This window comes from Actinocorallia longicatena (assembly GCF_039534125.1).
Taxonomy (GTDB): domain Bacteria; phylum Actinomycetota; class Actinomycetes; order Streptosporangiales; family Streptosporangiaceae; genus Actinocorallia; species Actinocorallia longicatena.
This window is the reverse complement of sequence record NZ_BAAAUV010000002.1, coordinates 222,077-234,245: the sequence shown is the minus strand read 5'-3', so window position 1 is coordinate 234,245 and position 12,169 is coordinate 222,077. Positions and strand designations below refer to the sequence as shown.

At 71.9% G+C, this 12,169-nt stretch carries 13 protein-coding genes and 3 tRNA genes; 11 read left to right on the top strand and 5 right to left on the bottom strand.

Annotated features, from left to right (window positions below; genetic code table 11):
• The first annotated feature begins 10 nt into the window (after positions 1–10).
• The 3 genes from ABD785_RS04085 (at position 11) to ABD785_RS04075 (ending at position 3,461) form a co-directional block, all read left to right on the top strand.
• The gene (locus ABD785_RS04085; RefSeq protein WP_425547737.1) at positions 11–1,000 is read left to right on the top strand and encodes an NAD(P)H-dependent glycerol-3-phosphate dehydrogenase; all 990 of its coding nucleotides are present in this window, start codon (positions 11–13) and stop codon (positions 998–1,000) included.
• 73 nt (positions 1,001–1,073) lie between these two features.
• The gene (locus ABD785_RS04080) at positions 1,074–2,324 is read left to right on the top strand and encodes a trans-sulfuration enzyme family protein (RefSeq protein WP_344822256.1); all 1,251 of its coding nucleotides are present in this window, start codon (positions 1,074–1,076) and stop codon (positions 2,322–2,324) included.
• An 18-nt stretch (positions 2,325–2,342) separates the two neighbouring features.
• A complete protein-coding gene (locus ABD785_RS04075; protein ID WP_344822254.1) occupies positions 2,343–3,461 on the top strand; it encodes a D-alanine--D-alanine ligase family protein in 1,119 nt (372 codons plus the stop codon).
• On the opposite strand, the gene ABD785_RS04070 is transcribed toward ABD785_RS04075, so the two are convergent.
• Positions 3,458–5,314 (bottom strand): beta-propeller domain-containing protein, encoded by a 1,857-nt coding sequence (locus ABD785_RS04070; RefSeq protein ID WP_344822252.1) that lies wholly within the window; start codon positions 5,312–5,314, stop codon positions 3,458–3,460. The genes ABD785_RS04075 and ABD785_RS04070 overlap by 4 nt on opposite strands.
• Before the next feature lie 148 nt (positions 5,315–5,462).
• On the opposite strand from ABD785_RS04070, the gene ABD785_RS04065 reads away from it, so the two are divergent.
• Positions 5,463–6,086 carry an acetamidase/formamidase family protein gene (locus ABD785_RS04065; protein WP_344822250.1) on the top strand — a complete coding sequence of 208 codons (624 nt, stop codon included), beginning with the start codon at positions 5,463–5,465 and terminating at the stop codon, positions 6,084–6,086.
• Position 6,087: 1 nt separating this feature from the next.
• Here the strand turns inward: ABD785_RS04065 and ABD785_RS04060 are convergent, their stop codons facing one another.
• Both ABD785_RS04060 and ABD785_RS04055 read right to left on the bottom strand, forming a co-directional pair.
• Entirely contained in the window at positions 6,088–6,552 is a 465-nt protein-coding gene (locus tag ABD785_RS04060) for a DUF3515 domain-containing protein (protein WP_344822248.1), read from the bottom strand.
• Complete coding sequence (locus ABD785_RS04055) at positions 6,549–6,782, bottom strand: Lrp/AsnC family transcriptional regulator (protein WP_344822246.1); 234 nt, start codon at positions 6,780–6,782, stop codon at positions 6,549–6,551. Before ABD785_RS04055 ends, ABD785_RS04060 begins: the two co-directional genes overlap by 4 nt.
• A 116-nt stretch (positions 6,783–6,898) precedes the next feature.
• Between ABD785_RS04055 and ABD785_RS04050 the strand changes: the two genes are divergently transcribed.
• The 6 genes from ABD785_RS04050 (at position 6,899) to ABD785_RS04025 (ending at position 9,700) form a co-directional block, all read left to right on the top strand.
• A complete protein-coding gene (locus ABD785_RS04050; RefSeq protein WP_425547726.1) occupies positions 6,899–7,828 on the top strand; it encodes a thiamine-phosphate kinase in 930 nt (309 codons plus the stop codon).
• A gap of 76 nt (positions 7,829–7,904) precedes the next feature.
• Positions 7,905–8,519: a cellulose binding domain-containing protein gene (locus tag ABD785_RS04045; protein ID WP_344822244.1), complete on the top strand. Its 615-nt coding sequence runs from the start codon at positions 7,905–7,907 to the stop codon at positions 8,517–8,519.
• Between the two features lie 21 nt (positions 8,520–8,540).
• Positions 8,541–9,335, top strand: a complete 795-nt coding sequence (thiD, locus tag ABD785_RS04040; RefSeq protein WP_344822242.1) for a bifunctional hydroxymethylpyrimidine kinase/phosphomethylpyrimidine kinase — start codon at positions 8,541–8,543, stop codon at positions 9,333–9,335.
• A gap of 128 nt (positions 9,336–9,463) precedes the next feature.
• Positions 9,464–9,537: transfer RNA gene (locus tag ABD785_RS04035), tRNA-Leu, on the top strand.
• A gap of 4 nt (positions 9,538–9,541) precedes the next feature.
• Positions 9,542–9,615, top strand: a tRNA-Leu gene (locus tag ABD785_RS04030).
• Positions 9,616–9,619: 4 nt separating this feature from the next.
• Positions 9,620–9,700 (top strand) — tRNA-Tyr (locus ABD785_RS04025).
• A 75-nt stretch (positions 9,701–9,775) separates the two neighbouring features.
• Here the strand turns inward: ABD785_RS04025 and rpmB are convergent.
• Positions 9,776–9,973 (bottom strand): 50S ribosomal protein L28, encoded by a 198-nt coding sequence (rpmB, locus tag ABD785_RS04020; protein ID WP_344822239.1) that lies wholly within the window; start codon positions 9,971–9,973, stop codon positions 9,776–9,778.
• Positions 9,974–10,170: 197 nt separating this feature from the next.
• Here rpmB and ABD785_RS04015 point away from each other — a divergent pair, with 197 nt between their 5' ends.
• The gene (locus ABD785_RS04015) at positions 10,171–11,748 is read left to right on the top strand and encodes a DAK2 domain-containing protein (protein WP_344822237.1); all 1,578 of its coding nucleotides are present in this window, start codon (positions 10,171–10,173) and stop codon (positions 11,746–11,748) included.
• On the opposite strand, the gene ABD785_RS04010 is transcribed toward ABD785_RS04015, so the two are convergent.
• Positions 11,721–11,999: a hypothetical protein gene (locus ABD785_RS04010; RefSeq protein WP_344822234.1), complete on the bottom strand. Its 279-nt coding sequence runs from the start codon at positions 11,997–11,999 to the stop codon at positions 11,721–11,723. The two genes, ABD785_RS04015 and ABD785_RS04010, sit on opposite strands and share 28 nt — an antisense overlap.
• Between the last annotated feature and the right edge of the window lie 170 nt (positions 12,000–12,169).

The window sequence follows — 12,169 nt, the reverse complement described above, 5'->3', positions numbered from 1 at the left end:
AGTAGCGGTGATGGGCGCGGGTTCCTTCGGCACCGCGATGGCCAAGGTCGTCGCGGACGCCGGGAACAAGGTCGTCCTGTGGGGGCGCAGGCCCGAGGTCGTCGAGGAGATCAACTCCCGGCACCTCAACGAGGAGTACCTGCCCGGCATCGCGCTGCCCGAGGGGCTGCGGGCGACCACCGACCCGGCCGAGGCGCTCGCCGGCGCCGACTTCGTCTGCCTGGCCGTGCCCTCCCAGACGCTCCGCGAGAACCTCGCCGGCTGGCTGCCGCTCTTCCCCGACGGCGCCGTCTTCGTCTCGCTCATGAAGGGCATCGAGATGGGGACGGGCCTGCGCATGACCGAGGTGATCGCCGAGGTCACCGGGGCGGGCCCCGAGCGGATCGGGCTGCTGGGCGGCCCGAACTTCGCGGTCGAGATCGCCCGTGGCGAGCCGGGGGCCTCGGTGGCCGCCTGCTCCGACGAGGAGACCGCGCTCAGGCTGCAAGAGATCTTCATGACGCCCTACTTCCGCGTCTACACCTCGACCGACGTCGTGGGCTGCGAGCTGGGCGGTGCGGTCAAGAACGTCATCGCGCTGTGCGTGGGGATCGCGACCGGGCTCGGCTTCGGCGACAGCACCCGGGCGCTGCTGCTCACCCGCGGCCTCGCCGAGATCATCCGGCTGGGCGTGGCGCTCGGCGCGGAGGAGCCGACCTTCGCCGGGCTCGCGGGCCTCGGTGACCTGGCCGCCACCTGCACCTCGCCGCTGTCGCGGAACCGCACGTTCGGGGAGAACCTCGGGCGCGGCATGTCGCTGGAGGAGGTCATCGCGGTGACCAAGCAGACCGCGGAGGGCGTCAAGTCGTCCGAGGCGGTGCTGGCGCTGGCCCGCAAGCACCTTGTCGAGATGCCGATCACCGAGGTCGTGGCGGCCGTCATGCACCACGGCGTCCCGATCCAGGAGGCCTACCTCAAGCTCATGACGCGATCGCCGAAGCCGGAGCGCTACGGCGTCTGAGCACGGCGGCCGCTCGGGGCGGAGTCACCCGAACGTCCTGCGTCAGACTGCGCTCTGTGGTCTCATGGTGACGATGCGTAGAAGATTCAAGGGTGAGAACACGCGCGCCGTGCATCTGCCCGCGCCGCCGGTTCCCGCCCAGACGCCCACGGCGCCGCCGGTCTGGCGGACGAGCGGTTTCGCGTTCGCGGGCGCGCAGGAGCACGCCGACCTGGTGCACCAGGGCGGCGGCTACCTGTACTCGCGGGTCGACAACCCGACCGCCGACGCGTTCGCGCAGGCCGTCGCGGCGCTGGAGGGCGCCACGGTCGCCGACGTCGCGGCCCAGGCCTTCGCCTCGGGCATGGCGGCGGTCAGCGCGGTCTTCCTCGCCTTCACCAAGGCGGGGGCGCACGTCGTGGCGCCGCTCGCCCTGTACGGGGGCACCTTCGACCTGCTCCAGGAGATCTTCGGCCGCTTCGGGGTCGCGGCCGATTTCGTCGACATGACGGATCTCGAGCAGGTGCGGGCGGCGATCCGGCCGACGACCCGCGTGGTCTGGGCCGAGACGTTGTCGACGCCGACGATGTCGGTGGCCGACCTGCCGGCGCTGGCGAACCTGGCCCACGCGCGCGGGGCGCTGCTGGCGGTCGACTCGACCGTCGCGACACCGGTCCTGTGCCGGCCGCTGGAATACCACGTGGACCTGGTGGTGCACTCGGCGACCAAGTACTTCGGCGGGCACGGGGACGCCACCGGGGGCGTGGTCTGCGGGCGGCGCGAGCTGGTCGAGAAGATCCGCCGGGTACGGATCATGACGGGCGGCCAGCTCGCCCCCGACGAGGCGTTCCTGCTGCGCCGGGGCCTGGAGACCCTGCCACTGCGGGTGCGGCGGCAGTGCGACTCGGCGTCGCAGTTCGCGGCGGCGATCGCCAAGCATCCGGCCGTCAAGGCGGTCGACTACCCGGGGTTGACCGGGCATCCGGGGCACCGGCTGGCCCGGCGGCTGTTCGACGAGGGGCCGGAGGGCACGAGGTTCGGGGCCGTCGTGACCGTCACGCCGCACGGGGGCCGTGACGCGGGGCTCGCCTTCGCCGACGCCCTCCGGCTCGCCCGCTCGGCGACCTCACTGGGCGGCACGCACACCAGCGTCGGCCACGTGGGGACGACCTCGCACGCGGGCCGCGACGACGCCGCCCTGCTCAGAGCCGGGATCGACCCGGGCGCCGTGCGGTTCTCGATCGGCCTCGAGGACGCGGCCGACCTCATCGCCGACGCCACCGACGCCCTCGACGTCGTCGCCAGGGTGACCGCGCGCCGCGCGGAGGCGCCGATCGGCGCGTGACCGGTAGGGTCATCCATCATGTCCGAGGAGATCACCCAGAAGAAGATCAGGGTTGCCGTGGTGTTCGGCGGCCGCAGCTCAGAGCACGCCATCTCCTGCGTCACCGCGGGCAGCGTCATGGCCGCCATCGACGCGTCGCGCTACGAGGTGCTGCCGATCGGGATCGCCCGGGACGGCCGGTGGGTGCTGCCCCCCGCGGACGCCCGGCTGGCGATCTCCGACGGAAGGCTGCCCGAGGTCGACGGGACCGGCAGCGCCCTGGCCCTGCCCTTCGACCCGGACGCTCCCGGCCTCATGGTCGTCGAGCCGGGTGAGGTGCCCCGCGCGCTCGGCGGCGTCGACGTGGTGCTGCCGCTGCTGCACGGCCCCTACGGCGAGGACGGCACCATCCAGGGCCTGCTGGAGCTCGCCGGAGTCCGTTATGTCGGGGCGGGCGTGCTGGCCAGCGCGGCGAGCATGGACAAGGGCTACATGAAGCTGATCTGGCAGGCCTGCGGGCTTCCGGTCGGCCCCTACGTGATGATCACCGATCGTGAGTGGCGGCTCGAGCGCGACCGGAAGCTCGACGAGGTCAAGCAGCTCGGCCGCCCGGTGTTCGTGAAGCCGGCCCGCGCCGGATCCAGCATGGGGATCACCAAGGTAACCCGCGACGAGGACCTGGCGGCCGCCATCGAGGAGGCCCGCACCCACGACCCGAAGGTGATCGTCGAGGCGGGCGTCGAGGGCGTCGAGGTGGAGTGCGGCGTGCTCCAGGGCGTCGCGGACGGGCCGACCGAGGCCAGCGTCCCCGCCGAGATCGTCATGCTCGGCGAGCACGACTTCTACGACTTCGAGACCAAGTACCTCGACGGCACCTCGCGGCTGGAGATCCCGGCGCGGCTGCCGCAGGACGTCGTGGACGACCTGCGGGCCACCGCGATCCGCGCCTTCGAGACGCTGGACTGCGAGGGCCTGGCCCGGGTCGACTTCTTCGTCACCCCGGACCGGCGCCTGATCCTCAACGAGATCAACACGATGCCGGGCTTCACCCCGACCTCGGCGTTCCCGCAGATGTGGGCGGCGACCGGCGTCCCCTACGGAGAGCTGGTCGACCGCCTCATCCAGACGGCCCTCGCCCGCCCTCTCGGCCTCCGCTAGAGCCCGATCCAGGCGAGCTTCCGCAGGGTCGCCGCGTCGTTGACCTGGACGCCCTTCGGGGAGACCGTCCACAGGGCGTCGCCGATGAGGACGGCCCGCTGGAGCGTGTTCTCGTAGGCCCTGCCGGGGTGCCGGATCGTCCCGACCCGCTTGACGGTGTCGCCGGAGACGGTCAGGACGAGGGCGCTGCCCGCTCCCTCCCTGTCCTGGACGGGCACCACGGTGAGACCGGTCTTCGGCCAGTAGAGGAAGGCGTGCGGGTCGTACTCGGCGGCCGGGCCCCACATGCGGGGGAAGACGAGCCGGTCGAGGAGCTTCGGCCCGGTGACGTCGAACAGCGAGACCTGGGCGCCCTGCGGGGCGCCCTTGGCGTCGGCCTCGACGCCGACGCCGATGAGACGGCCGTCGGCGGTCGGGTGCAGGTAGGCCGAGTAACCGGTGATCTTCAGCTCGCCGAGGGCGACGGGCTTCGCGGGATCGGCCAGGTCGATGGCGTACAGCGGGTCCATCTGCCGGAAGGTCACGACGTAGCCCTTGTCGCCGAGGAAGCGGACGCCGTAGATGCGCTCGTCCTTGCCGAGGTGGTCGATGCCGCCGATCCTCTTCAGGGTGCGGCCCCGCGGGGCCAGGACGGTGACGGAGTTCTCCTGGCGCGGGGTGTCGATCGACGTCGCGACCCGCAGGTTCCCCTGGTGCTCCGAGAGGGAGTACTGGTTGAGCAGACCGCCTTTGACCTCGCCCGAGGCGACGTAGGCGGGACGGTCCGCCCCCGTCAGCGTGAACTTGTGGACCTGGGTCACGGTCCGGCTGGGACGCCAGTCACGGAAGCGGCCCTCCCACGGCTGCGGCCCCGGGGCCCAGGGGGTGGCGGCGATGTAGAGGCTCGCGCCCGTCCCGTAGACGGTGTCGCCGTCGGCCACGACCGAGACCGGAGCGCCGTCGCCGAGGTCCTGGGCGAGATCGACGGTCAGCACCGAGACCATCGAGATGTCGTCGCTGCCGGCCGGGCGGCTGATCTGCTCGCAGGGCGTCACGACCTTCCGGCCGCCGACCTCGAACGTCGGCTGGAAGGCCTCGATCCCGGCGTTCCGGACGACCTCCCGGTTGGCCTCGACGGCGGGCTTGGCCCACTTCTCGTAGGGTCCCTTGCCGTTCCAGTCGCGCGGCCGGAAGGCGATGTCCGGCCGGGTGCGGACCACGACCCTGGCCACCGAGCCGCTCTGCCGGGCGTCGACGAAGTCGCCCTTGGCGGTGATCTCGCCGAGGGTCTTCCCGGTCAGGAGGTCGATCTGGAGGATGCGCAGGCCCATGTACGAGGGCGGGGCGAAGCCGGGCTTGAGCTTCTCCTTGAACACGCGCCCGTCGAATCCCTGGACGAACACGAGGACCCGGTCCCCGCTCATCAGCAGCCCGGAGACGTTCGCGTACTCCTCTGCCAGGCGCACGGTCCTGGTGACCCGCCGGGTCGCCGTGTCGATGATCTTCAGATCTCGGCCGGTGACCATGACGATCCGGTTGCCGTCGTTCTTGACCAGGTCGGGCTCGTCGGCGCCGGCCTCGTGGACGTTGGTCCCGGACGACTCGGGGGCGGCGGCCTTCGCCGCGGAGGGGGCCTGTCCGGCGCCCAGCCTGACGTCGTCGAGGGCGCGGTAGGGGCTGTCGAAGCCGAAGGGCCCGACGCGTTTGACGGCCGAGGCGCGCAGATCGTCGAGGAGGGCGTCGCAGTCGCTGTAGGAGACCAGGCGCATGGGCGGGGCGTCGACCACGACCGGGGGCTTCTCGGCCGGGGCGGAGGTGCAGGCGGCGGCGAGGCCCAGGACGAGCGGGCCGATCAGGAGGGTGGAACGTCGCATGGACTCTTGACGGGCGCGGCCGCCTCCGCCGTTGCTCGGCCGGTCAGGAATTACCGGCGCTTAAGCGTTATGAAATCGGTCCGAAACAGGCCACGCGGCACTATCTAGCAAGTTACTTTCTTCTGCCGTGAGCCTGAAAGGAGCAGCCGTGGTCCTGTCGCCGGCACTGCCGTACCGCAGTGCGCAGACCGTGCCCGGACACACCCGCTGGCACCCCGAGATCCCCGCCGTCGCCGAGGTGATCTCGGGTGGTTCGGTGCGGATGGAGTGCCAGGGGACGTGGGGGAGGGACGCGCTGCTGTGCGGGCCCCTCGCGGTCGTCGGCGCGGAGCCGGGCGACCTCATCGTCGTGGACGTCCTGGCCATCGGCCGCCTCGACGGCGGCCCCAGCGGAGACTCCCATCCCGGCGTCATCGGGTGCGCGCCGGGCGACGAGGACCTGCCCTCGCCGGGAGAGCTCGACGGCTCGCTTCTCGGCCGGGTGCGGCCGGGACTGGCCGCCTACCAGCCGGTCGCGGCGCGGGCCGTGCGCTCCTCCGCGCGCGACGACATCGGCTCCTGCGCCGAGGTCAGGCTGACGGCCGGATCCCGGATCGTGCTGCCCGTCCAGGTGCGCGGGGCCAAGCTCTCGGTCGGCGACCTGCACTTCGCGGGCGACCCGCTCCAGGGCTGCCGCACCCTCGACGGCTGGATCGACGTCCGCGTCAACCTGACCAAGCGGGGCGTCGAGCGCTTCCAGGTGACGGGACCCCTGCTGATGCCCGCCGCCTGACTCAGAAGGCCTTGCCGGGGAGGACGGGGAGGGTGCTCAGGGGGGCCGTGAACTCGGTGAGGACGTCGCCCGCGGGACGGCCCTCGGGGGTGTACTTGCCGGGGATGGTGATCTCGACATAGGCCTTGCGGCCGACGAGGGTCCAGGTGGCGGGGCGGTCGCCCTCCTCGGGCATCCACTGGAGGCCGTTGATCTCGACGACCTGGCCGATGAGGCCGTCGGAACCGGAGGGGCGGGGGACCCCGCAGCGCAGCGCGATCGCGGGCGACCCCCAGGCGGCGACGTAGGGCGACGCCGGATCGGTGTCGCGCCGCTTCTGGCCGTCCACGGAGGAGGGCAGCTTCAGGCCGTCGCAGAGCGAGGCGGCCTCCGCCTGAGGGGACGGGGCGGGCACCTTCACGGCACCGCCGGAACACCCCGACGCCAGGAGGGCGAAGGCGGCCAGGGCTGCGGCTTCTCGGATCACAGATGCACGATAGGGCACGTCAGAGTGCGGGTGATCCCGGTGACGACCTGGATCCTGGCGACGACGAGTCTGCCCAGGTCGTCCATGTTCGGGGCTTCCGCTTTGACGATCACGTCATAGGGACCGGTGACGTCGTCGGCCTGCGTCACGCCAGGGATCTTGTCGATCGTCTGGGCGACGTCGGCCGCCTTGCCGACCTCGGTCTGGATCAGTATGTAGGCCTGCACCATTGCATCTCCCCAGGTTGGGGTGGGGGAACAGCCGTCCGATCAATCACCGTACCGTGGATTGCCCGGAACGAGAGAGAGGGGTCGTCATCGACATCGGCGAAGTCGGGGAGTTCGGTTTGATCTCGCGGATCGTCGCGCGGTTCCCGCAGGGGCCCGAGGTGCTGCTGGGGCCGGGCGACGACGCCGCGGTGCTCGCCCATCCCGACGGCAGGTCCGTGGCGACCATGGATCTTCTGGTCGAGGGGCGTCACTTCCGGACGGACTGGTCCGGCGCCTACGACATCGGCAGGAAGGCGGCGGCGCAGAACCTCGCCGACGTGGTCGCCATGGGCGCCCGCCCGACGGCCCTGCTGATCGGCGTGGGGCTGCCGGGCCGCCTCGACGTGGCCTGGGCCGAGGCGCTGGGTGACGGGCTGCGCGACGAGTGCGCCGTGGTGGGGGCCTCGATCGTCGGCGGCGACACCGTGTCGGCCGAGACGATCACGGTGGCCGTCACCGCGCTGGGCGATCTCGGCGGGCGGGCGCCGCTGACCCGGTCGGGGGCGCGGCCGGGTGACGTCGTGGCCGTGCGGGGCGGCCTGGGCCGCTCGGCGGCGGGGCTGAGGCTGCTGCTGGCGGCCCCCGTGGGCGCGGGGGAGGCCGGGGCGTTCGAGGAGTGGATCGGCGGCCTGCCGGAACGGGAGCGCGCCCTGGTGGCCGCGCACCGGCGGCCCGCTCCGCCCTATACCGCGGGGGAGGAGGCCAGGACGCTCGGCGCGACCGCCCTCCTCGACGTCAGCGACGGGCTCGTCCAGGACCTCGGGCACATCTGCCGGGCCTCGGGCGTGGCGATCGAGCTGGCGGCCTCGGCTCTGCCCGCGGCCGGCGGGGTGACCGCGGAGGACCTGCTGACCGGGGGAGAGGACCACGCCTTCGCGGGGACCTTCCCGGCGGAGGCCGCCCTTCCGGCGGAGTGGCGCGTGGTCGGCCGTGTGACGCGCGGAGCGGGCGTGACCGTCGATGGGAACGTTCCGGGACGCGGCGGATGGGACCACTTCGGGGTGTGATTCCTGCTTGTCTTGCTAGTCCGGTAGGCAGTCTTGGTGTCGTTTTGGTATACATCCCTGGGACGAAGAGGATGGGATGGGACGACACAACAAGCTCGACGGTGGCGTGGACTGGCTCGAATCGGAGACAGATCCGGCCGGAACCGCGGTCGTTCCCGCGCAGGCGGCGAGAGCCCGGAGAATGGCCTGGATCGGCAGGACGCCGCTGATGCCGGTCCTCGCCGGCATGGCCGCGGTGGGCGTCGTCGCGGCGGCTTTCAGCACCCAGCAGATCTCGCTGAACTTCTCCAACAGCCCCGGCGACTCGGGCTGCGTGGGCTGCCCGTCCGCCGCCGAGGCCACGGCGCCCGAGCGGCCCTCCGCCAAGGCCGTGACCCGGGTCGTGCGGGTGGGCAGGTGGACCTTCCGCCCGTCGGCGGCCGTCGCGGGCGGCTTCACCGGCAGCGTCGTCGTCGCCAACACCGGGACCAAGCCCCTGGCCGCCTGGAAGCTGCGCTTCCGGATCCCCAACGCCGTCGTCACCGGAGCCCGGGGCGCCACCCTGAGGACCGCGGGCCGCAAGGGCGGCGACGTCTACTTCGTCGGCGGAACCGCCATCGCCCCTGGAAAACGCGTCGTCATACGCTTCACCGCCCGCGGCGCCTGGTCCAAGCCCACCTTCTGCAGGATCAACGGATCGGCCTGCGGCTGAAACAGACCCTAGGCTGGGGGCATGGCTGCTGCTCCCCCTCGGGTTCTGACCGTCGCCGGCTCCGACTCCGGGGGAGGGGCGGGGATCCAGGCCGACCTGAAGACCATGCTCGCGCTCGGGGTCCACGGGATGAGCGTGATCTGCGCGGTGACGGCCCAGAACTCGCTGGGGGTCCAGGGGTACTGGGAGCTGCCGCCGGAGGCCGTCGAGGCCCAGCTCGACTCCGTTCTGGACGACATCGGCGCCCAGGCGATCAAGACCGGGATGCTCGCGTCCTCGGTGCTCGTCGAGACCGTGGCGGCGAAGCTGGCCGGCCGTGGCATCCCGGTGGTCGTCGATCCGGTCGGGGTGTCCAAGCACGGCGACGCCCTCCTGGCCCGTGACGCCGTCGACGCGGTCCGGCACAAGCTGCTGCCCGTGGCCTCGCTCGTCACGCCGAACCTGTGGGAGGTCGAGCTCCTCACCGGGGTGCGGGTCGAGTCCGAGGCCGATCTTCCGCGCGCGGCGGAGGCCGTCAAGGCCTTCGGGCCCCAGTGGGTGCTCATCAAGGGCGGCCATCTGCCCGACCGCCCCGTCGATCTGCTCTACGACGGCACCGACACCTTCACCTTCACCGCCGAGCGCCACGACAACCGGCACACCCACGGCACCGGCTGCACCCTGGCCTCCGCGATCGCCTCCCACCTGGCCCTCGGCCTGGCCCTGCCCGAGGCCGTCGCGGCCTCGAAGGAGTACGTCACCGGCGCCATCGCCGCGGGCTTCCCCCTGGGCGCCGGCATCGGCCCGGTCGACCACGCCTGGCGGACCCGCCGATAATCCTGTTGCCCGTGGACGGCCGGGGCTGGCACGCTCCTCTCATGCGCACCCTCCAGCGACTGCCCCAGGCGTCCGCGGCCCGCTCCTCTCACTGAGGAGCCTCAGGCCGCGTGACGCCCCACTTCCACGCGGCCCTACCCCAACAGGCAGAGGGACCCCGTTCAGGACGGGGACGCTATGGGTTCGAATCCCATGGGCCGCACTGAGCCCTCATAGCCCAACCGGTAGAGGCGTCGCCTTGAGGAGGCGGAGGTCGCGGGTTCGAATCCCGCTGGGGGCACTGCGAGGCGGCGCCGGAGCGGGAGAGCCGGGCCCGGCTGTAAACCGGGTGCATCGCTGAGTGGGTTCGAATCCCACCCGCCTCACGCGAATCCATGGAGAGAACGACGGAACCCGGGCCCCCGTGTGGAGGGGCGCCCGGGTTCCGGTGTGTCTGAGATCTAGCGGGCCAGGGGGCGCGTGATCTTTCCGGCCTTGAGGCAGGAGGTGCAGACGTTGACGCGCTTCGTGGTGCCGCTGATGACGGCGCGCACGCGCTGGATGTTCGGGTTCCAACGGCGCGGGGTGCGACGGTGCGAGTGGGACACGCTCATACCGAAGCCGGGACCCTTGCCGCACACTTCGCAGTTGGCAGCCACGGTAACTCCAAACAAAGATCGGGAACTGAAGACGCCCGACGGGGCGCTTCACATGGAAAAAGTCCCCGCGGAAGGGGGACGCTCCGAACAGGGTAGCCGACCCGGTGGGGGTAGGCGAATCAAGCTGGGGAAGGGTCGCTCGGAGCGGGCGTGAGCCTGCGTCCACCATACTCTCATCGGGGTGTGAGGGAGGCGCTGTGCTGGACGAACTGGACGCGGCGGCCGTGCGGCGCTGGGTACGGGCCGCCGCGGACGCGCTGGGCGACAACCGGCGGGAGATCGACGTCCTGAACGTCTTCCCCGTGCCCGACGGCGACACCGGGACGAACCTGCACCTCACCGTGCTGGCCGCGGCCGAGCGCGTCGAGGAGCTGCCGGCCGGGGCGGTGGCCCGCGAGGTGTGGCAGGCCCTGGCCCAGGGGGCGCTGCTCGGGGCCCGCGGGAACTCCGGGGTGATCGTCAGCCAGGTCCTCCGGGCGCTGGCGGAGATGATGGGCGGCGAACGGGCCGACGGGAACGTCCTGGAGGACGCCCTTGCCTACGCCGCCGAGCTGGCCAGGGCCGCGGTGGCGCATCCGGTCGAGGGGACGATCCTCACGGTCCTGTCGGCGGCGTCGGAGGCGGCGACGGGCGATTCGCTCGGCGCCGTGGCCAGGACCGCCGCCCGCGGGGCCCGGCTGGCGCTCAGGAAGACCCCCGAGCAGATGGACCTGCTGTCCCGCAGCGGTGTCGTGGACGCGGGCGCCGCGGGCCTGTGCGTCCTCCTGGACGCCCTGTGCGCGGTCGTCACCGAGGAGTTCCCCGAGCACTACGACGTGCCGTCCCGGGCGGAGACCGGGGCCGTCACCCGGCTTCCGCGGCCCGAGCAGCACAAGGACCACGGCTACGAGGTCATGTTCCTGCTGGAGACCGACGACGGGAGCATCCCCGAGCTGCGCCGCGCCCTGGACGCCCTGGGCGACTCTCTCGTGATCGTCGGCGGCGACGGCCTGTGGAACGTCCATGTGCACGTCGACGACGCGGGGGCCGCCATCGAGGCGGGGCTGGTCGCGGGCCGGGCCTACCGGATCAGGGTGACCTACCTGGCCGTGGCGAACACGCCGCAGCCGCCCTGCACGGGCAGGGGAGTGGTGGCCGTCACCGCGGCGGACGGGCTCGCGGCGCTGTTCGAGGGGGCGGGCGCGACCGTCGTGCGCAGGAGGTCCGGGGGGATGCCGCCCCTGGCGGTGCTGGTGGAGGCGATCCTGCTGGCGGGAGACGAGGTCGCCGTCCTGCCGAACGAGCCCGAGGTGCTGGCGCTGGTGGAGGCCGCGGCGGCCAGGGCCCGCGACAGCGGGGTGCGGATCGCGGTGATCCCGACCAGGGCGTCGGTGCAGGGGCTGGCGGCGCTGGCCGTCCATGATCCGCTGCGCCGGTTCCACGACGACGTGATCGCGATGGCGGGCACCGCGCGGGCGACCCGGTTCGGCAGCCTGGTCATCGCGACCGAGGAGGCGATGACCAGCGCCGGCATCTGCCAGCCCGGCGACGTCCTCGGGCTGATCGAGGGCGACGTCGTGATGATCGGTTCACAGATGAGCGAGGTCACCCGTCAGGTGCTGGCCCGCATGCTCTCCGGTGGCGGCGAGCTGGTGACGCTGGTCACCGGGGTGGGGGTGCCGTCCGGCCTCGTCGCTGAGGTCGAAGGGGAACTGCGGGCGCAGCGTCCTGATGTGGAGCTCACCGTCTATGACGGCGGCCAGGTGCTCTATCCGATCCTGCTCGGCGTGGAGTGAGCGCCGAGGACCCGGCGGATGCTGTCGGTGGCGGCGTCGATCTCGGTGGTGGAGGCCACGGGGTCGCCCCATGACCACCAGAGGGCGCCGTCCTCCAGCCGGATGTTCTCTTCGAGCCCGGGAGCCGAGGGGTTGCTCACGTGCAGGGTCGGGGGGCGTCCGATGGGCTGGTCGAGCCGGGCGCAGAGCCCGTGCTGTTTCAGCCTGTCGGCCAGTTCCCGCAGGCATTCCGCCGCAGTCATGGTGACCATGGGGTAAATCTCCACTTCTTTGTGGGTGATTTAGGACACTTAGTGGAGCGTGCCCTGTTTTTACCTGAATAGGCAAGTCGGGAGACAAGATCTTTACCTTGCCGTCTCCGTCGTGCCCCCGATCAGTGTGATCGTCAACGAGTGTCCTTGTCATCGGCTTCAATGGGTTC